This is a genomic window from Paenibacillus ihumii, from assembly GCF_001403875.1.
Lineage (GTDB): Bacteria > Bacillota > Bacilli > Paenibacillales > Paenibacillaceae > Fontibacillus > Fontibacillus ihumii.
Window position 1 is genome coordinate 1,883,869 of the sequence record NZ_LN884299.1, and the last position, 25,427, is coordinate 1,909,295.

Genomic DNA, 25,427 nt, shown 5'->3' on the forward strand with positions numbered 1-25,427 from the left:
TTGGTGCATACAGGAAATCATGCCCGAAGCAGCATCATTGTTATAAAGATTTGAAGAACATGACGACGGACAGGATCATAGCGACGATTCCGCCTATTTTACACATGAAATAATAGAAGTCGCTGGGTTCGGCCTCTCTGACCCAAAGCCAATTCAGCGAAATTTTAAAGAGGAAGTTCTGGAAGCCTTCATATCGAAATCCGCACCATCCATAGATGAACATGAAAATGGAAAAAATAAAGAAGACCGGTTCGCCTTGCTTCGTATGGTATTCTGGATAAGCGGCAGCGACTAGGTCGCTGGGATGATAGCGTTCAAGCTGCTCCTCCCCTTCCTGCAAAATTCGTTGTCCGCTGGAGTCGAATACGGTCATTTGAACAAACCAATCTCCATTTTCGTCATAGCTGACAAGAAGACCGTTATGATCATTGACTTCAAACCGCTTGCCGCCGGGATAAATCACTTCATACTTGATGTTGAATGGATCTCCCAGCCTGTGAATGGCGTATTCTTCGCTTTGGATGGTGACTTGCCGATCATGACCGATTCTTTGCACTTTGATGAGAGGCTCAGTCTGGCTTCGATATTCTGCAAAATCGGCTTGTTCATTCACCTTCTTATACTTATGCTCATTAAAATAGAACACAGACTCGGTGAAGTAAGAACGGAAAAAGGGCACAATGAACACGCAAAAAATTAGGGTGCCCAAAATGACTAGCAGGGTCGAAGCCTTGATCCGCTTGAGTGAAGCCAGCTTATTGATGACATTTCATCCTCTCTTACTATGATAATTATGGTTACGTAAGAGCTGGGCTGAAAGTTGCAGGAGAAATGATCTAATCATGAGGAAGGACGGATAGAAGGCAGGAAACGGAGAACATGAACAGCCGGGGCGGATGGCCCCGGCTGTAATTTAGCTCGGACGAAGCTCTTTATTTGATGGAGGCTTCATAAATGGCATGAACGGATTTGGTCAGCATGGTGTTGAATTCCTCGTCGGTTTGCCCAGCGGTTAATCCTTGAGAGAGGGCGCGGGAGAAGCTGGCGATCAGTCCATGATTGCGAGCCAGCTTATCAATGGCTTCCGTTTGAGAGTAGCCGCCTGACAAAGCAACAACCCGTACCACGTGCGGATTCCCCATTAAATCGCTGTAGAAATTATCTTCCGTCGGTATGGAGAGCTTAAGCATGATCTTGTCGTCTTGATCCAGGGCAGATAATTGAGCGGAAATTTCGTCTTTTAATATGGCCTCCGCAGCTTGCTTATCCGCGCTGTAGATATCGACTTCCGGCTCGACAATCGGCACCAGTCCCTTTTTTACAATTTCCCTGCCGATAGCAAACTGCTGTTCCACGACTTTTTTGATCCCCGCAGGATTGGCTTCTTTAATGACCGAGCGCATTTTTGTTCCAAAAATGTTGCGCTTAATCGCTCTTTCCAACAGGTCGTTTAGGTCTGGAATCGGCTTCATGACCTGAACCCCGTCTTCAAGCTCCGCGAGGCCCTTATCGACTTTTAGAAAAGGCACAATGCCTTTCCTCTCCCATAGATAGTCGGCCGTAAACTGCCCATCGATCAAACGGTCCATCGTGTTCTCGAAGAGAATAGCCCCCAAAATATACCGGGAATCGAACGCAGGACTTTTAATAATACGCGTCCTCATTTCGTGCACCAATTCATACATTTCTTCTTCATTGGAATATTTGCTTTCTTCAATGCCATATTGCAGCAGAGCTTTAGGAGTGCTCCCGCCGCTCTGATCCAAGGCAGCAATAAAGCCCTTTCCCGCATGAATTTGCTCCAATTGCTTGGTATTCATCAATATTACTCCTCCCGATTAATGGACTAAATGGAATCATAATCCATTTTATTATAACACTTTTATTTGCGGACATACATTTAAGGCCCCCATGAATACGATGCACTGCGTCATTTTTATTAGTGAGAGAGATAAAAAATTGCAAGTTATCTATAGCCATTGTAAAATGGTCGGGACATGCATTTACTTATATAAAACAAAAAATGCTTATGCAAAAAGTAAAGGGAGAGAATCTATGTTGGAATGGAGCAATATATGGCGGGGAATGATGATCGGGACAGCGGATCTGATTCCGGGTGTGAGCGGGGGAACTATTGCAGTAATCTTGGGATTCTATGATCGCTTAATTCAATCCATTAGCGGTTTTTTCAGCAGGGAATGGAAGAAGCATCTCGGTTTTCTCATTCCGCTTGGCATCGGTGTGGTATCGGCCCTGCTCATTCTAAGCCGGGTGATGAAATGGCTGCTCGCTAATCATGAACAGCCGACATATTTCTTTTTTATCGGACTGATCTTGGGGATTATTCCTTATCTCTATAAAAGTGCAGATGTTAAACAGAACTTTAAAGCGATTCATTACATATTGTTTATTGTTTCAGCAATCGCTATTGCTTTAACAGGCTTGCTAGTACCAGCTAACGCGGACAGCCATGCAACCATTGAACTTACTTTTATGTATGGGGCAGGCTTATTCGGAGCAGGGGCGCTTGCCAGCATGGCCATGCTGCTTCCAGGGATAAGCGGTTCCTTTGTACTCCTGCTAATCGGTGTGTATCCAATAGCAATAGAAGCTCTATCGTCATTCAATCTGCCGCTTATCGCAATTATCGGAAGCGGGGTTATCTTTGGATTCATTCTAAGCAGCAAGCTCATTAAGCTATTGCTAGCCACTCATCCTAGTATTATGTACTCTATTATTATTGGTACGGTTATAGGTTCCTTGTATGTCATTTTTCCAGGAATCCCAACCGGGACCGCTGCGCTTGTAATCAGCTTGTTTGCCATGGTGCTTGGTTTTTTCTGCTCTCTTAAGTTAGGAAACAAATAATAGCTGTAAGTGTCCTTTGCCACGTTACACTTCGTAACAAGGGTTTGACGGCGAGGCTTATTATCAGGCGGTGTTCCAAGGCCAAGGGGCGGAAGAGCAAAAATAATGCATTATTTAATGAAGCCGGACCGTTAAAATACACTGCTGTGTTGCTTCTTAGCAAATTGGATTCAATACGATGCTCGGTTCTTCAACTTCCGAAGCTAAACGGATGGTTTGGAACAATTTTCATATCAACCGTAATAAGACGCGATCAGCTCAGTCAACTGCTAAGTGATCGTGTTTTTTCCTAAAAAACCGTACTTTTCTCTAAAAAAACAACATTCAAACGAACTGCAGCGTGTGAAAGAATAAGACTACAGAGGGCTCCAACCCATGGGCTGCCTGATTCATCATTTGGTTTATCATAAAACGCTAATGAGAAGGTAGGATTATAACGATGCTGCAGGCAAACGATCAACTTTGGCTAGATCATGTAATTGGTAAAATAACCGCAAAAATGGATTGGGTCAGCGAGAAGTCCAGGCACAAGATTCCTTATACGACGATTAACGGCACGCATGATGATCGTTCGATAGATAACCCTACAGGTACGGCGGCGGACGGAATCTGCTGGTGGACGAACGGCTTCTGGGGCGGCATGATGTGGTTGATGTATCATGAAACCGGCCAGGAGAAATATAAAGAGATCGCCAACAACTCGGAGGAGAAGCTGGATGAATGCTTCCGGCAATACTATGGGCTGCATCACGATGTAGGCTTCATGTGGCTGCCCACAAGCGTTGCCAACTATAAAGTGACGAAGAATCCCGAATCCAGAAAAAGAGCTCTGCATGCCGCCAACCTGCTTGCTGGACGATTTAACCTGGCAGGCGGCTTCATTCGTGCTTGGAATGATCTGCCGGAGGGAGATACCCGGGGCTGGGCGATTATCGATTGCATGTTCAACATCCCGCTGCTGTATTGGGCTACAGAGGAAACCGGCGATCCGCGGTTTCAGCAAATTGCCATGAAGCACGCCGACACCTCGATGGAGGCGTTTGTCAGACCGGATGGCTCCGTCAACCATATCGTCGAGTTTGACCCGTTCCAAGGCGGCGTAGTCAAAACGTATGGCGGACAGGGCTACGAGGAGGGCTCCTCCTGGACAAGGGGGCAGACATGGGCCTTGTACGGCTTCATGATGAGCTATATCCATACTGGAAAAGAAGAATATTTGAATACTGCCAAGCGGATCGCCCATTACTTCATTGCGAATATTCCTGATAGCGGAATCATTCCTATCGATTTCAGACAGCCGAAGGAGCCGGCCTACGAAGATTCCACCGCTGCCGCTATCGCGGCCTGCGGACTCATCGAAATGGCCAAGGCGGTCGGACAGCACGAGAAGGATTTATATCTAAACCCTGCGTTAAAGCTGCTGAAAACGTTGGATGAATCCCGCAGCGATTGGACGAAGGATTCCGATTGCATCTTGATCAACGGCTCCGCGGCCTACCACAACCCGAATCGCCACACCGCGATCATTTACGGCGATTATTATTTCATGGAGGCTGTGTTCAAGCTAAAGGGCAATGATTTGTATTTGTGGTGATATTGTATAGGAGAGGCTGTTCTTAGGAACGGCCTTTTTGTTGTCTAAGAATACATTGGAGGGTTATTAAATATATTGAATGGATTCATATAGTAGGGAGGTTTGACAGCATTGAAAAAACCATTAATATGTAATTATACCCAATATTTTCTATTGAATTGATATTAGGAAAGGAGTTGTTTATTTATAGAAAATTAAATCCCTTTAATTATCTTGATTTAGAGGATTGTTTCATATCAGAATAACTTTTGCTGTCTCTTGAATTTAAATCGTATGGGAGGAATTATAATGAAGGTTAAGAAGTCGCTGATAGCTAATCTTATTATGTGTATGGTACTGCTTCTCTCTAGTCCGGCATTTGCTTCTGCTAACGAAAAAACTAATGAGAGCGCTCGAACTATAAATCTTTCATATGGCGAAAATTATGAAAATAAAGAAACTGGTGAGTATTTTAGATGGGTAGATGTGAAAACAGCAAGAGGGACAGTTGCAAAGCAATTTGAATTTAAAATTCGGTTTTCTGTTCAATCCACTAGTTTTACAATTGATAGTTCTTCTGTAACAGTAGATGCTAGTGCCTATATTGAAGACGAATTTGGTAATTTGGTAAGTGGCTATTCTGGACATAAATACACCATTCAACTACTTAGAGGGTTAACAACAAAAAGTTTGCAATTTGAATTAGGCAAAAAAGAATCCGGAGGGATTTCCGGACTTACTAGTGGTGGAAGTTATACATTGAAAGTTATAAATAATGATTATTTGTCATTAGGTGATTATTTAACCGGCTCAGGTACTATAACTAATAATTAATAAATTTGAATCAATTTCATAAATCAAAAGCCTTGCCACGACTGGTTTTTAAGGCATAGAAAAAGGAGTACCTCCCCAAATCTCGAATTAGTATAGTGACCAAACCAAACTAATGAGACGAGGTGAACTCCCTATGCCATATATTCGACACGAGAGTTTATTTACCCTGCAAGAACTTTATGAAATGGAACAAAAAGATCGTTTTCGTGAGGTTTTTTCTACGATTGACATTGCACCTATTCTACGTTTGGTCAGAAAAACATCTCTTTATGGTGCGCCCATTGAAGTGAATTATAGGGCAATGGTCTATTCCTTGATCATCCGAATCGTAGAACGTATTCCTACGATCAAAGATTTAATAAAGAGACTTCAACATGACATCTTATTTCGCTTGGATTGTGGCTTTATGCTGTCAGAATCGATCCCATCGGCTTCTTCTTACTCCCGATTAATGCGTAAGATAAGCGAAAGCCATGCGCTAGAAGAGATGCAACAGCAGCTACTAGAACATGCCATGGCCGAAGGATTTATTACAGACGATACGGTTGCTATTGATGCTACCCATATCGAAGCTCGAGATCAGGCGCCTGCAAAGCAAGAAAAGGAAAAGCCAGAACCCAAAAAGCGTGGGCGAAAAGCGAAAGCTGAACGCGAAGCTTGGTTGAAACAAAAACAAGAAGAAGAGGAGCAAAAACCAATCTTCGAGAAAGAAATCGCTGCCCAATTACATGAGCCGTTCAACATTTTACGAGATCAAATGCCTCTTGATCCGCAATGGGGAGTCAAGAAGAATAGCGATGGCAAAAATGTCTTTTGGTATGGCTATAAAGGTCACCTTGCCGTAGGATCGCAGAGTCAATATATCCTTGGAGCAATGCTATCTTCTGGGAGCTTGAATGATGGTAAAGCTGCCATTCCGCTCCTAAAAGGGATGGCATTACAGCATCCGAATTTCAATATCAAGTACGTAACCATGGATGCTGGATATGATTATGAAGCCATATACAAGCAAATTCGAGAAGCAGATGCACATGCTGTTATTGCTTATAATCGTCGGCGGGAACCAGAACTTGTTGGATTTGACGAATACTTCGCACCCACTTGTGTCAGGGAACATTCTTATCGCTATGACAGCTACGATCCAACCTATGAAATACTCAAATATGTTCGACCGAAAGAATGTGCAAGCTGTCCATTAGCGCATGATTCACTTTGCCAGAAGGTCTATAAAATGAAGATTACAACGGATCTTAGAAAATATACCGCTCCGGCCAGAGGCTAAAAGCAGTGGAAAGAAATTGCTAAGAGACGATCTGCAGTGGAAAGAGTGAATGCTTACTTGAAAGAATTTTTCCAACTGAACAATGTGAGACATCGAACAGGTCAAAAAGCTAAGGTTCATTTAAACTTGGTTACTTTAGTTTACAATTGCATGAAGTTAGCGTGTGATCGTTTAAGCCGTCAGTTACAAGAACGAGCCGCATAGTTTTTTTTAAAATGGAAATGCTTTAATTCGGTTAGTCTACGATTTTGTAACTAAGCATTATGAAATTGATTCATTTATATAATATTATTAAGTCTAAAAATTCAAAACAAAAGTATTGTGGAGTGCATTCCATAATACTTTTGTTTTGAATTGGGTAGAATTAAGATCCATAATGGATTATTATATATCTATCTTGAATATATTGGTAGATTGAATAAATAAATGGAGTCTAGTGAGGTTTAATGAGGCGAATTAGAATATTTTCAGAAATTTTATATAGACAATTTATTAGCGATAGGAAAATTAACTTAGTAATTCTTTGTATCTTAACTGTAGCTTTTTCATTTTTATTTTTGATTTCAAAGGAAGTTATTCAAAGATTTGCTGAATACGGTGAATTGGATGAAGGTGCAAGGACCTATGAAATAAGCTTTTCAGGATTTAACTCTGTAAAGTTATTTGATTCTATCCTGAAAGAGTTTAGCAGCAAAAACATCGAGAAAATCAAACATATTAATTTGACAGTTAGAAACAACGGAATATTTCATTTGGATCTGACTTTTTCTAGTAACTACAAGGATATATATCCTCAGTCCATTGAAAATAGAATTATTCAAGGTAGGAATTTTAGCGAAAATGAGATAGATGCTGGTGAAGACGTAATAATACTTAGTGAAAGTGATTATTATGAATTTTATTCAGATGTTAGCTTGGGCGATACGATCAGCTTTTCTGGCTACGATTTTGAATTAATAGGAATCAGCAGTGATGACTATAATACGCGTTCAGTAATCCCTTACAATACGATCTTAAAAATATCACAATACAGCAATAATCCCTTTCACATGAATGAGGCATTCATTTCGTTAGAAGAGCGGTTAAGTAATAAAGAAATCCGTGAGATGATTAAGGCGGCGAGAAATAACGCTTTAAACGATGTTAGTATTCAGATTAAAACTTCATCTTCCTGGATGATTGTAAGTATAATGGAGAATATTTCCGGAAGCGTAATGGCGTCTTTAGTAGTTACTTTTTTCTGTGTTCTTAACATATTTAAAATGATAAAAATATTACACTTGCGAAACAAGAGTACGATGATGATATATCGAAATCTAGGTTATGAGAACATATATATTATTTTAAATTTTGTTGTCGAGGTATTTATTTTATTCATGATTGCGATCTTTGTAAGTCATTATATCTCCATTCACTTAGGCCCTATTATTAAGAGTATGAGTTTTATTTAGTACAGAAAAGGACAGTTATGAGAAAAAAATATGAATTTATAAAGCTTTTGATCAAAAACAGTGAAAAAAAATATCTATATCTTGGCTTTGAGTTAGTAATACTCTGTTTTCTTTTTCATATCGTTTTTTATAACGTGAATGAGATTAAACATCTTAAGCATACTTTGGAGAGCATAAGCTCATCTGAACTTTACCGAGCTGATTATTATTTAGAGAATATAAATCATGTAGACGATGAGTTGAGTAAATTAGAGGAAATGCTCCCCCAAGGAATACAGGTCATTGCCCCATCCAAGGGCGTTGCGTTTACGAATCAATATCATGACAATAGGCAGATAACTATAAGTTTTTTATCACCAAAAGAAGTGGAACACTATAAATATAACATCTCGAGGGGTGAATATTTCGACAAACAGCGGGTTCAAGAGGGGATATATCCTGCAATCATTCCGGAGGAACTAAGTAGTCATTATAAACTTGGCAATATATATAATATGGATATCGTTCAAAATTTTAATACGATAAAAACGATTAAAATAGAAGTGATCGGTAGCCGTAAACATAATTATATTCTAGATACTGCTTATGCAAGCGCTAATATATATAAGAGAGATGCTACGATTCTAGTCTTTGATAAATTAAATGAAATCTCCCCACTTTTTTATACCGAGCCTAAAAGGGCTATTTCAGTTACGATTAAAAATACGGGTGCTTATCCGGAAGGTACATTTATTTCTATGTTACAGGATTACGGATTAGGGAATGTAGAAAGCATTGAAGATCGTGTTCTGAAGATAAAGAGACTGACTTACCAGGATATGTACATTTATGTCATGTTACTAATTGTTATTGTGCCACTTGTGGTGGTTTCCTTTGCCAGTTTTCATTACTTAGAATTTCAAAACAGAAAAAGAGAGTACTTCATTTATGTAAGCACTGGATTAACTCGAGGTTTCCTTTTTAAATCTATATTTCTACTAAATATTGTTGCTTTTATAATTCCAATCATCTTGCAAGAGCTGATCTGGTTTTTGATTTGCGAGATCTGGGATCTCACATTCTATGGGTTGCACAGCCTGATGATTTTACTCATAGGTATATTAGCTGCTACAATTACTTCTTTAGCTAATACTTACTTTATAAACGAAATTAAATATGACGATAAAATGTTGCATAAGGAGATTTCCTGTGAATAACGACATTGTAGTTTTAAAGGGTATAACAAAAAAATATAATGAACATGGGTTAGCTATAAATAACATAAATTTATCTGCAAAGTCTGGTGAGATGGTCGCAATTATTGGTGAATCAGGTTCTGGAAAAACTACTTTACTGAACATTATCGGAGGAAATATTAAGGAATATTCGGGACATTACAGGCTTCAGGGGAAGGATTTTAACTCCTTGTCCAATAGAGAAAAAGCAGAAAAGAAAAACAAGTACATCGGTTATATTATACAAGATTACGGACTAATTGATGACCAGTCGGTATACAACAATGTCAAGCTGCCCTTATTGTTTAATCAAGACATTAATATTAATCAGATTAGAGGGTTAGTTATGAGTGTACTTGAAAAAGTAAACCTGTCAAAACTTACGGATAGAAAAGTAAAGCAGTTATCTGGAGGAGAAAAACAGAGAGTTGCTATTGCCAGAGCAATCATAAATCGTCCAGCGTTAGTTATTGCAGATGAACCAACAGCGGCGCTAGATACTTCAAACACGTTTAAAATCATGGAATTACTTAAAAAAATCAATGTAGAGGAAGGAGTTACATTCATTATTGCTACTCACAATAAGAAGGTAGCAGAAATGTGTAATAGAACAATCGTGTTGCAGGACGGTAAAATTGTGGATTAGCAGATGAAACTTTTAGCCTGGTCATTTCCGGCTGAAAGTTTTTTGCTTTCTATTAGGAAAAAAATCGGAGTAATGAATGATATGAAATCGATTTAGTCGGCTTACAAGCTTATTATCAAACGACGTGGGGGGAGACCTTTATAGCAATGATGATGTTAGAGCGTCTGCCGTTATTTTTAACGACTTCACTAAGCCTTCGGAACATAGTTTGTACAAAAAATAATGTATCGAATAGATTAATTCATTGCTGTTGAGATTATGGAATATGGTTATGAGTTGTCCATGGCTTTAAAATTGGTGCTCTAATGATGATCGAGGTGCTGAGTGGAGAGGGACCAACTTAGATTAATAGCGTAGTTTAATGGAGGGGTTAGAGACAAATATTTTGAAGCATGGATATCCCAAGGCTACTAGTCACGTGAGAATATGACTTTCTGCTTAATTACGGAATAATTCGAAGGCTTAAACGAATGAGTGTTAGTTCCTTCGAATCATGATAAAATTTCCCATAAATGATATTCTTCTTGTAGAATTTGGTGAAAAATTGTAGTTCGGAAGTAGGTGGGGGAGATAAGTAGTAAGCAAAGTGTAAATACGGACAGACTGCTCCAGCTGTCTAAGGATATGAAACGCCTCGACCAGTTCATTGAAGAACGGATAGTAAGATTGCAGACGGATATTCAAAATGTAACTCATTCGACTAGAATTAGATACCCAGAATCGATGGATGTACGATCCGCAGCGAATCGTGCGGAAGAAACGCTGTATGACATACGTAAGCAAGCTAAATATATCCATGACCAATTACATAGTAAAAGTGATCTGTTGAAATCCATAGCTGGGCAATATGCAGAAGATGAGGCTAGAATCAAGGCTTTAGTGAAGAAGAGTTCTATGAAATTCTCAGTGCAGCCCGGATTCCGCAAAGAATTGGCCGCAAAGTATTCACCCCGTCTTTCGGTAGATGTCACGAAACGTTTTAGTCTGCTTGACCTGATTAAATATGTCCTTCAACAGGCGAAGAGGATCACGTTAGAATCCAGACTGAGCAAATTTAGGGAAGATGAGCAAATCAACGCTTATTTTGAAATGCTGCATAGCGGGAATGACGAAGAGCGTTTATTTGCCGAACAGCAGCTTACGTTAATTAAAAATGCCTTCGACCAAATTGCTCAATATCAAACGGAATATGCGATATATAGTAAGTTTGGTAACCAAAAGTATATGGACGAAGCTCATCAATTGGCTGAGCAAGTAAGGGCACAATTAACAGAGCTTGGTGTATCGGAGAAATGGTATGCGGCTGATGTCAATTTAAGAGGTCACTACTTAGGCTCACCTCTCAACGCGCTTCGGTATGATCCATACAAGACAGATGGCTCAGCCATGCCTGCCCTGAGTGAACAGCGTTTGGCTATTGCATTGGGCATGATTAACTTGAAATATCAAAACTGGGCTAGGGAACACTACAAATTCATCGAAGCAGGAGCAATCGCTGCGGAGGCGAAACGGAAGGAAATTGCCCTAAAGATTGAAGAATATAACGAGAGTATTTCGAAACAGGACATTGAATATGTACAGCAATATTTAGCGGAAAAGAATTTATACCGTGGCGATATAACCGGAACGTATAGCCCTGAGCTGCTAAGCGCTGTTGAAGAGTATCAGAAGTTATTTAACCATAGTGAAACATCTGCGGAGCTGCAGTATAAATTTGTGGTCGATGGTAAAATAGATCATAGAGTATTAAACTTGATTTATATGGAAAAGGGTCTCGTCGAACCCATACCCGGTATTTTTAATATGTGTTTTATACGGGAGCGATTGGTGGATACGAGAAACTCAATTGTAAAATCAATAGACAGCTTCAAGGAAATCGGCTCTGATATTAAAGCTGCCGCAGATGAGCGGTGGAGTAAGGCGTTTGATTCACCGGGCGATTTTTTGAATTATTTAACTTTCGGCATTCCCAAAGGAATTTACGATGGCTATGTCTATCGAGCTGAGAACAGGAATGAATCAGTCTATATATAATTATATTGATTGGTTATCCTCCGGAGTATTGTCCGGTGTGTATGAACCACTGGTAGGTACCTTTAATCCGGATGATCCATTTTCCAAAGAGGATTGGCTAGATAGTGCAGGGTTGGCTGGAATATTATTTGGTCTCAGGGTAAAAGAACTCTATAAATCCAACTCCAGAGGCAGCGTAGGGTCACTTAAAAGTAAAACTACGCCGGAAGTTAATAAAAAAAGAGCAAACAGTAATTGATGGACCTGCTGATGGTAGTGGTTCGTGGGACTCCCGTAAACCGATGTTTGGGGAAGATTGGGACAAGTACTTCAAGGAAAAGTATGGGGAAGATGCAGTTGAGTGGCGAACTAAGGGGACGGTTAAATTTGATCCTTTAAGTAACCCGAAAATAGCAAAAGAAATTGAATCCAATCCAGATGCAGTCTACGGTTATTCTCCTAAAAAAGGATCGCCATTAGATAAATTTGGAATAGATTGGACTAACCCAGATCAAGTTGCTTCTGCAAGAGCTAAGAGAATGGAGTATCTTAAAGATATGGAACAAAAGAAAATAAAGCTTGAGAATGAGGTTGCTAAACTTCAAAGTGAAGGAATGTCTATTGAAGAAATTGCAAGAAAGATGTCTGAAAAACGTAATCATGACAGAATGCAATCATATATTGATTCTAATAACTCTGAGGGGCTAGCCGCCATGAAAGAGCGTAATATTCAACAATACGGAAGAGCAGAAGGGCCTACACCAGAACAACTTTTTGAAAAGTATGGTTCATGGGAAGAAGTTATTTATGGTAGCGTAAGAACAAGTCCAGCAATGGATGTACTTACGGGATTATACAAACAATAGGAGGATACAAATTAATGTTTGAGGAAAAGCAACATCATCATACTAAGTGGTTCTTAAGTGGAGATTTAAAATTACGACAACATGATTTTGGAGATGGAAGCGTAGGTATTTGGATTTCGATACATAAATACAATATTTGTTTTACAATGATCATGTATGATTTTATCGAATGGTGTCGTGAGTTGGATATAAATTTAGAGGTTGATATGAGTTGGAATAACCATAGGGGTTTTGTGATTGAGAGTAAGGATCAGGTATTGGTGAGGTCAGAAATAAAAAGATTCATAGACATAAACAATTTAAAGCCTGGTGAAGATGATGAGAAATTTTCTGACGATGAGTGGTATTCATAATATAATGTGAAGCATTTTCCTTGAGAAGATGATGTTATGAGGCTACCCAGTGCCGAATGAATCCTAGCATTTGAATAGTGTATCGAGATGCGGCAATCTCATCGTTACTCTAGGGTTATTCCGATGTGACGAATTTCATGATTCAGAAATAGACCAAGCTTTTGTGTGTCTGGTGTAATTCCTGCTTGTAGAGTGTCTAATCATAAAGGAAACTATCTCTTGTCCTGTATCACATCTCATGGGATATGCTTAAGCGGTTATGCCAATTCCATCCCCGCGCTATCCTGAATGTCATGCTACAGCATGGGTATGATGGATGAGCAGGAAGTACAACGCCAATATCTCTAGTGGGATGTATTTCCAAACATTTAACCCTTAAGCCTGTAAAAAAAACATCCAAAGCCCACCGAGGGACCAGGTTATAGAATTTATAAAACAAGCGGCTGCTGATTTACAGTAGCTGCTTGTTTTTTGCTTGCTATGAAATTCTACTAAGAATCTTCATGGCCCTTTAGAGAGCAAAAGGATTGAAACTATACACTAGTGTCGGTATAATTGACTATATAAAAACGACAATGGTGTATATTTTTTTGTCATTCTTTATAAAGGAGGTGGTGCTATGGCTCCAAAAGTTAGCGAGGAATATAAAAGAGAGCGGAAAAAAGAACTGATCCAAGCAGCCAAAGAGGTGTTTATTGAAAAAGGATATGTACATACTTCGATGCAGGACATTATGAATAAAGCGGGAATCTCCAGGGGAGCGCTTTACAGTTACTTTGACAATATTGATCATGTTTTTATTGAAGTTCTAAAATACGATGACGAGAAAGTGGCTCAGCATTTTATCCCCTCTACCGAAGGTCCGCTCTGGCCCAACTTAAAGCACTGGATTGAAGCACAGCAGCTTCATATGGAGGCTATAGATCGAACATTGGTGCATGCTAAGGCAGAATTCTTTTTATCGTCCCAATATGTGAAGAATAAAATGAATTTCCCTTACATTGCTGAACGCTACAACCGTACTGCGGAAGCTATTGAACAAATATTGCTAGAGGGTGTTCGTCGTGGGGAATTTAGACCTCAACTGCCTATGTCTTCTATTGCCAGATATCTCATTTCATTTATTAACGGGTTAATGTTGGACACGTTTCAATTGGGTCATGAGCAGACCAAAGTAAAAGATCAATTAGTCGTCTTTATTTCCTCTTTGGAAAAGCTAATTAATCCAGCAGATACCTATAAGGAGTGAGCGTGATGTTATTCGAATCATCAAGAATCAGATTAAGAAAAATGACGCAAGAGGATACTGAGCTGTATCATGCATGGAGAAATGATATGGAGGTGATGCGCTCCACCAATCCGTCTATGGATGTTTATTCCCTGGAGGAAACCCAGGGCTTTGTCGATCAGGTTATTCTGGGTTCGCATTCCTCCAAAAGCTATATTATGGTTGATAAGGCTAATGAAGCGCCCATTGGCGTTGTGTCCCTTATCCTTATTGATTATAAGAACAGAAATGCCGAGTGCATTATTGATATCGGAGAAAAGGAATATTGGGGAAAAGGCTACGGTACAGAAGGCTTGAAGCTGCTGCTGGACTATGCTTTTTACGAACTGAACCTGCACAGGGTCTCGTTGAAGGTATTTTCGTTTAATGACAGAGCCATCCATCTGTATAAGAAGCTAGGCTTTCAGCAGGAAGGACTAATCAGAGAGTGCCTCTTTAGAGAAGGAAAGTGGCATCATGTCATTCAAATGGGTATTCTTCAGGAGGAATACTTTAAAAAACAGGAATTCGATATCTAAAGCCGTTCCTTCTTTATCGTTTTGGATTGAGGGATTTATGGCAGCTTAAAAATCTGAATATATATTCATAAAACAAGGCGGTTGCTGAGGTCAGCAGCCGCCTTGTTCATATTTACAGAATTCTCTTGCGCAGCAGAGCGAGTAGCCAAATGATACCAGCAGCCAGGATCGTGTGCCCTAGCCCGGCGATGTGAGGCAGGAAGCTGATGTCGCTGCCGCTGATTTGCAGCATGCCGCGAATGGCCATGGTTGAGATCGTTATAATAAGTCCGAGATTATAAACGATGTACCATCCCCCGAACGATTTTGCTTCATGCACCTGGAAGACTTTAGCCAGGATTAGAGCGACGGTGAAGAAGAGGAAGCCCAGCACCAAAATATGCGTATGAAGGGCAACAAGGACGGTCTGCCCGCTGAAGCTGCTGAGCTTGGTAATTTCACGGTAGGCTACGCCGGCGATGAGGCCGAGAACCGCATAGAAAAAGGACGTATAATATAATTTTTTCACAATGCATAACCTCCTTTCAGAGTTGTTCTTTGGGATTGTTTACGGTCAGTATAGCATGGTCAAATGAACGCAATATGAACAGAATATGAAGGAATTTCAACAAGTGATAGGTTTCACTTAACTAGTGAGGAACAATAAAAAAGCTGCAGGCAGGACGCCAGCAGCTGTTGAATAAAAATTCATTAAGTAGAATAATTATGCATATAGATTATAGTGATCTCGATTAAGCATTGCTGCTGTTTTCTCTGCCGTCAACGACGAGCTCAAGCTCTCCGGTCATGGAGTCGATCAGCATGCCATGAACTGGAATGTTCGGTGGAAGAAGCGGGTGTCTTTTAACGATATCGACGGTATGGATGACGCCTTCTTTTTCGTTGCTGAAGCCGCGTAACCATTTTCTCAGCCGGATCCCCGAGTTCTCCAGGGTGTTGAGTACATCATCTGAAATACCGCGGCCCCTCATCTCGCCGATCATATGCTCCGAGTTCAATGAAGCCATGCCGCAGCCCGTGTGTCCAACGATGAATACTTCCTCGGCCTGAAGCTCGTAAATAGCGAGGAGAAGACTCCGCATAACGGATCCAAAGGGCTGGGAGATGACGGCACCCGCATTTTTAATGATTTTGGCATCGCCGTTCCGCAGGTTCATCGCTTTTGGCAGAAGCTCGACAAGTCTGGTATCCATGCAGGTGACAATGGCGATCTTCTTATCCGGGAATTTGTCCGTGATATAGGCCTCGTATTCTTTGTCCAGGACGAATTTCTTGTTATGCTCCATAATCGTATCGATTTGGCTCATGATTGTTTCCCTCCTTAGTGCTGTGAATTACTTCTGACTTCCCTCCTGGCGTCGATCGACAAGACGGAGGTTCGAATGGTAAAGCTGTGACATGCCATCTAAACGAAATGTTCCAGTGGATTCATCCCCCTTAAGGAACAGCTTATCCTCATAAAAAACGGCTTGCCCACGGTCAATCCACACCGGAAACGAATCGCATTCGATGCTGATATCATGCATGCCCGGCTTGTCTACCAGCTCCAGTCCGGCGATGCCGCTCATCCCGCAGCCGCAGCCCTCCAGGTCGTAAATGAGGCGCAATTGCCCGGAATATTCGCCGCGCAGCTCATGAACGAGGTTAACTGCAGCGGAATCAAGAGTCATTTTCATGAGAAAGCTCCTTTACTTAAGCTAGACAATCGTGATAAATCTCATGGGAACCATCCGCTAATACATGGCTTCAAAATTTGATTATACGTGTTGTAAAAAGTATCATCAAGAGGAAGGTATAAATTTCTGGATAGAGGTGGGAAATAATATGAATCAGACAACCGCTTCCAATTGGGAACAATTTCAAGGGTTATTGCGCAAAATCAAAAGCTATCACGAGGCTGTAGCGCTGATGCATTGGGACCTCCGCACCGGTGCGCCGAAGAAAGGGGCGCAGGGCCGCTCCGAGGCGATCGGCGTGCTGATGACGGAAGCCTTCAGGCTTCAGACATCAGAAGAGATGGGAGAAATGCTGGCCTATTTCAATTCTCCGGCCTTATTTGCCGAGTTGGATGAAACTAAGCAGCGGATCATTAGCGTGACTCAGGAAGAGTACGACCGCAGCGTGAAAATACCGCCTCAGAAGTACCAGGAATATACGGAGCTCACTGCGCTTGCGGAGACGCTGTGGGAGGATTTTAAGGAACAAAGCGATTTTGCGGGATTTGAGCCTTACCTGGGGCAAATTGTTGAGAAGACTAGCGAATTTATCGATTATTGGGGGCCTAAGGCCACCCGCTATGATACGCTGCTCCATTTGTATGAGCCGGATTTAACTGTAGAGAAGCTGGATGAAGTGTTCGGGCAGCTCCGGAACCGCCTTGTGCCGCTGGTCGAAGCGATCAAGGAGGCGTCCAGCGAGCCGCAGGCCTCCTTCATGAACCAGTTGTTCGATAAAGCTCAGCAGGAGAAATTCGGAATGTTCATGCTGGAGCAGATCGGTTATGATTTCGAGGCGGGACGCGTGGATGAGAGTGTGCATCCCTTCGAGATTACATTAAACCAGGGCGATGTGCGGATTACGACGAGTTACATGCAGGATGACGTGACGTTTGCTTTGTTCAGCTCCCTGCATGAGGGCGGGCATGCCCTGTACGAACAAAATGTTAGCTCTGAGCTTGCAGGAACTCCGCTCGGGGAAGGGGCCTCTATGGGGATTCATGAATCCCAATCCCGTCTGTGGGAGAATTTCATCGGGCGCAGCCGGGAGTTTTGGACGAGGTATTATGGCGATTTGCAGCAGCACTTTCCAGAGCAGCTGAAGAATGTCACGGTGGATGAATTTTACAAGGCGATCAACCGGGTGGAGAACTCATTGATCCGGATTCAGGCCGATGAATTGACGTATAATTTGCACATCATCATCCGCTATGAAATTGAGAAGCAGCTGTTTAACGAAGGATTATCAGTCAGCGATCTGCCGAAGGTGTGGAATGAGAAATACCAGGCATACCTCGGAATTACGCCGCCGAACGACGGCCTCGGCGTGCTGCAGGATGTGCATTGGTCCGGCGGCAGCTTCGGGTACTTCCCTTCCTATGCGCTTGGCAACATGTATGCAGCGCAAATCATGAACACGATGCGCAAGCAATTGCCGAATCTCGACGCGCTGATCACTGAAGGGAACTTCGCTCCAATCAAGGAGTGGCTGACGGAGCAAATCTATAAATATGGAAAAAGCCAAAAACCGGCCGAAATCATTAAGCGGGTAACGGGCGAAGATTTGAATCCGAATTACTTGGCCGATTATCTGGAACAAAAATATAAAGCAATCTATGGGCTTAAGTAACGAGTTGCAATATTTTAGGGGAACGAAATAAAAGAATCAGTGGGCTTAACTGGCTTATGTAGGGGCCGCCGCTAACGAGCATCGTCTGTTCGTTAGCGGCGGCCCCTATGTGCATGTCATAACCAATTGGAGGAGCGGCGCATATCCTTTAATAAAGCTGCTATAAGAAAGGGGTGACCGAAATGTGGAATAAACGTCTTGCTGTATTCTTGATCGCGATCATCTTCCTCCTGCCTGCATTGCTTGGCGGATGCAGAGGTGACGGTCAGTCGCATAGAGTTAGAGTTGGCGAAGTGACCCGCTCCGTCTTTTATGCGCCGCAGTACGTAGCTTTGGAGAAGGGATTTTTTCAAGAGGAAGGGCTGAATGTCGAGCTGCAGACGACGGCTGGAGGGGATAAGACGATGACTGCCCTATTATCCGGCGCAATCGACGTGGCGCTTGTCGGCGCCGAAACCTCGATATACGTCTACCAGCAAGGAGCGGAGGATCCGGTAATCAACTTTGCACAGCTAACGCAGACGGATGGGACCTTTCTCGTATCCCGGGAGCAGATAGACCATTTTCATTGGTCGCAGCTTCGCGGAGCTGTTTTTCTTGGACAGCGCAAGGGCGGGATGCCCCAGATGGCCGGGGAATTTACACTCCGTAAGCACGGAATCGATCCAAAGTATGATTTGGAGCTGATCCAGAACGTCGATTTTGCCAATATTGCCGCTGCTTATGCATCCGGGACAGGACAGTATGTCCAGCTCTTCGAACCCCAGGCTTCCATCTTCGAGCGGGAGGGCAAGGGACATGTCATTGCTTCCTTCGGAACGGAGAGCGGGCGATTGCCTTATACGGTATTCATGACGAAGCAGAGCTATATGAAAAATAACGATGAAGTCGTCCAGAAGTTTACGAATGCGATTCGCAAGGCCCAGAATTGGGTTCAGGAGCATACCCCGGCGGAAACGGCGGCTGTAATCGCGCCATTCTTTAAGGATACAGATTTGGACATCCTAGAAAGCTCTGTGAAGCGCTACCTCGAGCAAGGATCCTATGCGGATTCGCCAGCTATAGCCGAGGAGGCTTGGAATAACCTGCTGAACGTGATGGAAGGGGCAGGGGAATTGAAAGAACGGGTGCCGCTAAATGAGCTGGCCGACAACAAATATGCGGAAGCCGCCGCTCAAGCACACCCGTCGCCATAAGGAGAGGACGGTGTACCCATGGTGCCTGTCATACAGCTTAAGCATGTTGATCTCGCCTATGTAACGGATCGTGGAGCGACGCTGGCCCTTCAGGACATGAATCTGTCCGTGGAAAGCGGGGAATTTATCAGCCTGGTCGGCCCGAGCGGATGCGGAAAAACGACGCTGCTGTCGTTAATGGCCGGCCTGATCGCGCCGTCCCGGGGGGAGGTGCTGCTGCATGGCAAACCTGTAACCGGGCCAACCCCTGAAGTGGGCTATATGCTTCAGCAGGATTATTTGTTTCCTTGGCGGAACATTGTCGATAATGTCTTGCTGGGTCTCGAATTAACGAATTGTCTCACCAAGGAAAGCAAGGAGCTGGCAGAGGATCTCCTGGAGGGAATGGGGCTCGCCGGAACGGGGCATCTATATCCTCACCAGCTGTCGGGCGGCATGAGGCAGCGGGTGGCGCTGGCTAGAACGCTTGCCACAAATCCGGATTTGCTGCTGCTGGATGAACCCTTCTCCGCACTTGACTACCAGACGAAGCTGCAGCTGGAGGATCTCGTCGTTGAAACGCTGAAGAAGCGCAGAAAGACTGGCATTCTCGTGACACATGATCTTTCCGAGGCGATTGCGGTTAGCGACCGGGTCATCGTGCTGGGGTCCAGGCCCGGTACGATCCGCAGCACTTTCGCCGTACCGGGCAACATTCGCGAGGCGCAGCCGTTTTATGCCCGGGAGGAACCGGGATTCAACGCCCTGTTCCACGAAATTTGGGGAGAACTCGAAGCATCCGAGAGAAGGGAGCGAGCTTGATGAAGGAGGAGCGCCCGGAGCACCTATCCGCCCAGGAGAATGTGAGTCGGTCTGACGAGGAGAGCCAGGAGCAGACCGTCACAGAGAGTGTGAGTCAATCCGACGGGGAGAGCCGTAATTATTCAACTGCGGAGTACCAGGGCTCTTTTGGCGGAGAGAACCAGAAACAATCGGCTAATACGGATCAAAACCAAGACGGTCAGGAGCCGCAGGCCTGGTTGTCCCATAAATGGCGGCAGCACTTGCAGGCGAAGCGAAGAATGAATAGAGCGGTTTTCGCGGCTCAGGCCTTCATTCTCCTATTTGGAATTGCGCTTTGGGAAATCGCGGGACGGCTCAAATGGGTAGACGTGCTCATTTTTAGTTACCCGTCCAAGATCGGCCAGCAAATTGTAAAGGACATCGTCAGCGGCGAGCTTTGGCCGCATCTAGCCATGACGGTATCCGAGACGGTGGTGGGCTTTCTGCTTGGTACGCTAATCGGCACACTGCTTGCCGTCGTCATCTGGTGGTCGCCATTTCTGTCCAGGGTGCTCGATCCCTACATGGTTGTCTTCAACAGCATGCCGAAGGTCGCCCTCGGCCCAATCTTCATTGTGCTGTTCGGTGCCGGCTTTACCGCGATCGTTATAACGACGCTGTCCATTACCGTCATCGTTACGACACTTGTCGTGTATACAAGCTTTAATGAAGTCGATGCCAACTATACCAAAGTCATACGCACGTTCGGCGGCAGCCGCCAGGATGTTTTTCGCAAAGCGATATTGCCTGCCTCATTCCCGACTATTGTCTCCACACTTAAAGTGAATGTTGGCATGGCCTGGGTCGGTGTCATTGTCGGCGAATTTCTGGTCGCCAAAATAGGCCTCGGTTACCTGATTGTTTATGGCTTTCAAGTGTTTAATTTCACGTTGGTGCTCTCCAGTCTCGTCATTATCGCATTTGTTGCCACCGCCATGTATCAGCTCGTCGTATATATTGAACGCAAACTAGTACGCGAACGGTAAAAACATCCGCCCAAAGAAATCTGCCTAAAAAATCTGTCTAAAAAATCTGTCTAAAAAAATCTGTCAAAAGAAATTTTCTACGACATTCGTTTTATTAATGGGGTTATTCAGCAACACATTTGTTTATAGATAACACTGTTTACTTGAAATAATAGGCTTGGAGCTCCGCTTTGGGCAAAAAGTTTATTTATGCTATAGAGTTAAATTGGGGAGAATTTCGCTCTGCATTACAGGCCGCCTTCTGATTTCACTGCCTCGAGAACCACTCGACTCGTGTGAAAATCTGGAATGCGGCTTATTTGTATGTATGACTCCAAAAATAAAGCAAAATATTTTAAGCGATGCAAAAGTTGAGTAGACTCGATGGATGGGCAGCATATGGGATCGAGGAAGAAGAGGAAGCAAGGGGTATTTGGAGTGGGAGGAGTAAGAGGAGTGTGAGTAGGTGTGAGTAGGTGTGAGTAGGTGTGAGTAGTGTGAGGAGTATAAGGAGCATGAGGAGTGCGAGGAGCTAGAAGTATGTGGGATGTGAGGAGCAAGAAAAAACGGAGGAAACAGGAAAGTGGAGTAAAAGCTGATGAGACAGGTAGGATGATCGCGGGAGAAGACTTAAGAGGGCAGGCAGGGGAGCGCAGGATGATCGCGGGAGAAGATTTAAGAGGGCAGGCAGGGAGAGCACAGGGCGATCGCGGGGAAGCATGAGGAACAGGAAAGCGATTATACAAAAAATAATGAAACTTCAACATACTGAAAAAGATGAATGGCAACATGTAGGAGGAGAATATTAAACAATGACCCAGGCAGGAGCAGGAAAAGTACAAGAAACAGAGTAGGGAGAGATACAAATGGCAGCAGGAGTTTATGCAAAGGGCAGAGAGTCCAGCCGTATTGACAGTAATAGTGTTGAAAAGGGAAGCTCAGTATAGCAATAGTGTCAGTAGTAGTGTAAAGAGGGAGAAAAATACAGCAACAGAGACAGTAGGAGGGTAAAAGGGAGATCAATACAGCAGCAGAGATAGAGCCGTGTAAAAGGGAGATCAGTACAGCCAACAATGGTTAGTAGCAGTGTAGAAGGGGAATAGTCCAGCGACAGTCCGTTATTTCTAACGGACACAGGGTTCGTTATTTAGTCAAAATGGGGGTAAAACGCATACGTATCGGACACAGCTATTTAGCCCCCTAATCCAATTGGACACTCTAATCCACCTCAGATACACTAAAATGAGTGAGGAGTTAGAATCCATGAAAAGACGATTTAGGTGCCCCAATGAAACGAAGAAGGAGCTTGTGGTAGAGGTGCTCTCGGGTTATCGGACGGAGATAGTAGCCCGGAAGCATGGAATGTCTCCTAGAACGTTAAGCCAGTGGGTTCGCCAGTATCAAGATGAGGTGGGTGACCTTATGAAAAAGAAGCAAAACGATGCAGAAAAAATGAAGCAGGATGCAGCCAATTTCAAGGAACTAGAGAAGAAATACAACGATGCCATGAAGCTACTAGGCGAAAAAGAGCTCGAGAACAGCATTCTACGAGACCTGGTAAAAAAAAAGTATCCCGATTGGAAGTAGCTATCTATTGGATTCAGCAAGGGTATCCCGTTCAAAAGGTGCTCCTTCTATGTGGAGTCCCACGTTCAAGTTACTACTATCGCCTAAAGCATCCTGAACGCCAGCAGCCAGTCAGCAGCGGTCGGCCTGTTCCAGGCTTCTCCTATGACAAGGATGGAAAAAAGGTAGGAGATGCTCGCATTAAAGGATACCTCAGACGCTTGATTCAAGGCCTTAACGCTGCCTTCGGCTATCGGAAGCTGACGACGTTGTTGCGGCGAAAATACCGGCTAATTATTAACAAAAAGAAGACCTACCGTCTCTGCAAAGAAATGGGGATTCTCCATCCACAGCGAGAGTTGAAAAACCCCGTACCTAAAAAGCTCGCCAATAACCGTATTGTGAGCGGACCAAACCAGCTATGGCAAATGGATATTAAGTATGGTTACGTAGCCGGCAAACGCCGACATTTCTACCTGGCCAGCATCATTGACGTGTTTGACCGGAGCATTGTCGCCCATTACCGTGGAAAGGTCTGCAGCACAGAAGACATTTTGCGTACGATCCAGAAGGCGCTTTTTAAACGTAGAATCCACGAACAAGAACACAAGTTGGTGATCCGGACGGATAATGGGCCGCAGTTCATTAGCAAAGCGTTCCATGCCTTTTGCGAGCAAGCGGGGTTAGAGCATGAAAGGATCCCCAACCAAACGCCAAACAAGAATGCTTTTATTGAGTCGTACCACAGCATTGTAGAGCAAGAATGCTACCAGCGGAATTGTTTTGAAACCTACGAAGAGGCTTTTGCAGTGGTCGACCGATTTATTCGATACTACAACACAGAACGCATCCACGGCAGTCTCTACGATTGGCCGCCCAAGGAATACTTGCGTTTAGTCACCGCGGGCTTGATTAACCCAAAGAAAATTGCGCTATAATGTGATTTCCTAAGTATGATGTGGAAAGTGTCCAAACTTAGGGGGTTGAACCGACAGAAGCCGCTATTTGCGAAAATCAGGGCCAAATAACCGCAAAAATGATGGAATAGGGTATTCTATGTCCGTTAGGGAGCCAAAAGCTCATTTTTACTGCAAATAAGGGCTCCTGTGTCCGTTAGGAATAGTTCAATGGAATGCCATGCGCAAAACCCGGACGGTTCGGTAAATGAGTATATATTACATAACCCTGAACGGCAAGGGGCTGGATCAAGGCAACATTCCATGCTGAATGTTCCAGCTGGCAGGCTGATGTGAACAATAATTGGAGAGGGACGGCTCGGCCGCCATAGCTGTCTTTTAGAAATCTCATTGTGCGCTAGCCGTAAAGCGTAGTACGATGCATTTAGAGAAACTGTAGAGAGTTGTGAAGGTGTAAGTTCGACCTCTTGCTCGCTTGCGGTTAACTGGCATTTGGTAATACTGAAAGAGTAGTAAAGAGTAGTAAGGAGAAAGAGGATATACAAGCAATTTTTCTTGCTGTATTTATAAATAATCTAATTTCTGTAAGGGTGATCGCATGGGATTTCGTATCATAAAAACAGCAATAGCAACGCTGGCAGCCATTATCATCGCGGATGCGCTGAACATAGAAGGGGCGCTGTCGGCAGGGCTGTTAGCCATATTAGGGGTGGATGTGACGCGGAAGAGGAGCTTGCGTACCGTATCTTCCCGTTTTTTCGCTTCGGTGTTGGGATTGCTGCTGGCTTTTGGACTATTCTTCCTTCTAGGCTTCCACATTTGGGTGCTTATCCTGTACATATTAATCGCGTTCCCGCTGATGGCGCGAACTCATTTCAAAGAGGGAATCGTCACGAGCTCCGTCGTCGTTTTTCGCGTGTTTGGCGGAGAGGAGCTTAGTCTGCACGTTATGTTTGCCCAAATCGAGCTGCTGCTAATAGGGCTTGGTTCGGCGATGGTCGTAAATCTTGTGTATATGCCGAAGGAAGAGAATAAATTAAGCGAAATACGCCATAAAATCGACGAGCTGTTTGCGGCTATTTTTAGCCAAATTGCCTTGACACTCCACCATCCGCAGCATATTTGGGATGGCAAAGAATTAATCGAAGCGTCCTCCCTGATCGAGGACGGGCTGACGAGAGCAAAGCGCGCACTGGAAAACCAGCTGGTCTCGCCGGATGAATCGTGGAGCGTATATTTCTATATGCGCAAGCAGCAGCTGGAGCGGATCGAATCGATGCTGGAGCTGATTGCTCAGGTGTTCCAGCGAATGCCGCAGACCGATATTGCGGCGCTGCTGTTTGAACGATTGAGCCTCGATGTGACCAAGGAAGAATACACTGGTAGAACCGAGGCAATGCTCTCGGAGTGGGAGCAGGAATTCAAAAAGATGGAACTGCCCTCAACCAGGGAGGAGTTCGAAATCCGTTCTGCCGTTCTCCAATTATGCCGGGAGCTGGCGGTGTATTTGGAAATTGCCAAAAAAGATAAAGCCCCCGCTGCTTCCAATCTATAAACTGTAATTTAAATAGCCAAAAATTATATACATTAGAAGAAAGGGCTTATTGGTTGTTGCAAATTTCAAAAAAACGCCAAAGCAGTTTCAGATTACAGCCGAACTATTTTGTTCCAAGGCAGCAGTAACCTTTTATAAGCCGCCTTCTGGAGTGG

General features: G+C 43.5%; 24 protein-coding genes and 2 pseudogenes. 21 read left to right on the forward strand and 5 right to left on the reverse strand.

Annotation, left to right across the window (positions count from 1 at the left end; translation table 11 throughout):
• Positions 1–40 precede the first annotated feature (40 nt).
• A complete protein-coding gene (locus tag BN2762_RS26940) occupies positions 41–688 on the reverse strand; it encodes a DUF6199 family natural product biosynthesis protein (protein WP_222861088.1) in 648 nt (215 codons plus the stop codon).
• Between the two features lie 244 nt (positions 689–932).
• Positions 933–1,820 (reverse strand): fructose bisphosphate aldolase, encoded by an 888-nt coding sequence (locus tag BN2762_RS15990; protein WP_055107920.1) that lies wholly within the window; start codon positions 1,818–1,820, stop codon positions 933–935.
• A gap of 238 nt (positions 1,821–2,058) precedes the next feature.
• Here BN2762_RS15990 and BN2762_RS15995 point away from each other — a divergent pair, with 238 nt between their 5' ends.
• From BN2762_RS15995 to BN2762_RS16050, 13 genes and pseudogenes are all read left to right on the forward strand, one after another.
• Positions 2,059–2,868: a DUF368 domain-containing protein gene (locus tag BN2762_RS15995; RefSeq protein WP_055110119.1), complete on the forward strand. Its 810-nt coding sequence runs from the start codon at positions 2,059–2,061 to the stop codon at positions 2,866–2,868.
• 439 nt (positions 2,869–3,307) lie between these two features.
• Positions 3,308–4,462, forward strand: a complete 1,155-nt coding sequence (locus BN2762_RS16000) for a glycoside hydrolase family 88 protein (RefSeq protein ID WP_055107921.1) — start codon at positions 3,308–3,310, stop codon at positions 4,460–4,462.
• Positions 4,463–4,750: 288 nt separating this feature from the next.
• On the forward strand, positions 4,751–5,275 hold the full coding sequence (locus BN2762_RS16005; RefSeq protein WP_055107922.1) for a hypothetical protein: 525 nt from the start codon (positions 4,751–4,753) through the stop codon (positions 5,273–5,275).
• 133 nt (positions 5,276–5,408) lie between these two features.
• Positions 5,409–6,761 (forward strand): annotated as a pseudogene (locus tag BN2762_RS16010) (IS1182 family transposase).
• Positions 6,762–7,003: 242 nt separating this feature from the next.
• Entirely contained in the window at positions 7,004–8,008 is a 1,005-nt protein-coding gene (locus BN2762_RS16015; protein WP_055107923.1) for an ABC transporter permease, read from the forward strand.
• Between the two features lie 17 nt (positions 8,009–8,025).
• Positions 8,026–9,204, forward strand: a complete 1,179-nt coding sequence (locus BN2762_RS16020) for a hypothetical protein (protein ID WP_055107924.1) — start codon at positions 8,026–8,028, stop codon at positions 9,202–9,204.
• Positions 9,197–9,868 carry an ABC transporter ATP-binding protein gene (locus tag BN2762_RS16025; protein WP_187386543.1) on the forward strand — a complete coding sequence of 224 codons (672 nt, stop codon included), beginning with the start codon at positions 9,197–9,199 and terminating at the stop codon, positions 9,866–9,868. Before BN2762_RS16020 ends, BN2762_RS16025 begins: the two co-directional genes overlap by 8 nt.
• A 666-nt stretch (positions 9,869–10,534) precedes the next feature.
• The gene (locus tag BN2762_RS16030; protein ID WP_222861089.1) at positions 10,535–11,902 is read left to right on the forward strand and encodes a peptidoglycan-binding domain-containing protein; all 1,368 of its coding nucleotides are present in this window, start codon (positions 10,535–10,537) and stop codon (positions 11,900–11,902) included.
• Entirely contained in the window at positions 11,859–12,140 is a 282-nt protein-coding gene (locus BN2762_RS26945; RefSeq protein WP_148499953.1) for a hypothetical protein, read from the forward strand. Before BN2762_RS16030 ends, BN2762_RS26945 begins: the two co-directional genes overlap by 44 nt.
• A 130-nt stretch (positions 12,141–12,270) precedes the next feature.
• Positions 12,271–12,747 (forward strand): annotated as a pseudogene (locus BN2762_RS16035) (hypothetical protein); the annotation flags it as partial.
• Between the two features lie 14 nt (positions 12,748–12,761).
• Positions 12,762–13,100, forward strand: a complete 339-nt coding sequence (locus BN2762_RS16040) for a hypothetical protein (RefSeq protein WP_055107927.1) — start codon at positions 12,762–12,764, stop codon at positions 13,098–13,100.
• Positions 13,101–13,719: 619 nt separating this feature from the next.
• On the forward strand, positions 13,720–14,349 hold the full coding sequence (locus tag BN2762_RS16045; protein WP_055107928.1) for a TetR/AcrR family transcriptional regulator: 630 nt from the start codon (positions 13,720–13,722) through the stop codon (positions 14,347–14,349).
• Positions 14,350–14,354: 5 nt separating this feature from the next.
• Positions 14,355–14,906 carry a GNAT family N-acetyltransferase gene (locus tag BN2762_RS16050; protein WP_055107929.1) on the forward strand — a complete coding sequence of 184 codons (552 nt, stop codon included), beginning with the start codon at positions 14,355–14,357 and terminating at the stop codon, positions 14,904–14,906.
• Positions 14,907–15,018: 112 nt separating this feature from the next.
• Here the strand turns inward: BN2762_RS16050 and BN2762_RS16055 are convergent, their stop codons facing one another.
• The 3 genes from BN2762_RS16055 to BN2762_RS16065 all read right to left on the reverse strand — a co-directional run bounded on the left by BN2762_RS16055 (position 15,019) and on the right by BN2762_RS16065 (position 16,582).
• A complete protein-coding gene (locus tag BN2762_RS16055) occupies positions 15,019–15,414 on the reverse strand; it encodes a DUF2871 domain-containing protein (protein ID WP_055107930.1) in 396 nt (131 codons plus the stop codon).
• 223 nt (positions 15,415–15,637) lie between these two features.
• Positions 15,638–16,213 (reverse strand): beta-class carbonic anhydrase, encoded by a 576-nt coding sequence (locus BN2762_RS16060; RefSeq protein WP_055107931.1) that lies wholly within the window; start codon positions 16,211–16,213, stop codon positions 15,638–15,640.
• A gap of 27 nt (positions 16,214–16,240) precedes the next feature.
• Positions 16,241–16,582 (reverse strand): iron-sulfur cluster biosynthesis family protein, encoded by a 342-nt coding sequence (locus tag BN2762_RS16065; RefSeq protein WP_055107932.1) that lies wholly within the window; start codon positions 16,580–16,582, stop codon positions 16,241–16,243.
• A gap of 148 nt (positions 16,583–16,730) precedes the next feature.
• Between BN2762_RS16065 and BN2762_RS16070 the strand changes: the two genes are divergently transcribed.
• From BN2762_RS16070 to BN2762_RS16105, 8 genes are all read left to right on the forward strand, one after another.
• Positions 16,731–18,251, forward strand: coding sequence for a carboxypeptidase M32 (locus BN2762_RS16070; protein ID WP_055107933.1), 1,521 nt, complete (start codon positions 16,731–16,733; stop codon positions 18,249–18,251).
• A 182-nt stretch (positions 18,252–18,433) separates the two neighbouring features.
• Positions 18,434–19,447 carry an ABC transporter substrate-binding protein gene (locus BN2762_RS16075; RefSeq protein WP_055107934.1) on the forward strand — a complete coding sequence of 338 codons (1,014 nt, stop codon included), beginning with the start codon at positions 18,434–18,436 and terminating at the stop codon, positions 19,445–19,447.
• A gap of 18 nt (positions 19,448–19,465) precedes the next feature.
• On the forward strand, positions 19,466–20,248 hold the full coding sequence (locus BN2762_RS16080) for an ABC transporter ATP-binding protein (RefSeq protein ID WP_055107935.1): 783 nt from the start codon (positions 19,466–19,468) through the stop codon (positions 20,246–20,248).
• The gene (locus tag BN2762_RS16085) at positions 20,248–21,255 is read left to right on the forward strand and encodes an ABC transporter permease (protein WP_316246802.1); all 1,008 of its coding nucleotides are present in this window, start codon (positions 20,248–20,250) and stop codon (positions 21,253–21,255) included. Before BN2762_RS16080 ends, BN2762_RS16085 begins: the two co-directional genes overlap by 1 nt.
• Positions 21,256–21,774: 519 nt before the next feature.
• Entirely contained in the window at positions 21,775–21,957 is a 183-nt protein-coding gene (locus BN2762_RS16090; protein ID WP_055107936.1) for a hypothetical protein, read from the forward strand.
• A gap of 519 nt (positions 21,958–22,476) precedes the next feature.
• Complete coding sequence (locus BN2762_RS16095) at positions 22,477–22,821, forward strand: transposase (protein WP_230202464.1); 345 nt, start codon at positions 22,477–22,479, stop codon at positions 22,819–22,821.
• Positions 22,728–23,738, forward strand: a complete 1,011-nt coding sequence (locus BN2762_RS16100; RefSeq protein ID WP_148499853.1) for an IS3 family transposase — start codon at positions 22,728–22,730, stop codon at positions 23,736–23,738. Before BN2762_RS16095 ends, BN2762_RS16100 begins: the two co-directional genes overlap by 94 nt.
• 577 nt (positions 23,739–24,315) lie before the next feature.
• A complete protein-coding gene (locus tag BN2762_RS16105; protein ID WP_055107937.1) occupies positions 24,316–25,272 on the forward strand; it encodes an aromatic acid exporter family protein in 957 nt (318 codons plus the stop codon).
• Positions 25,273–25,427: the final 155 nt, after the last annotated feature.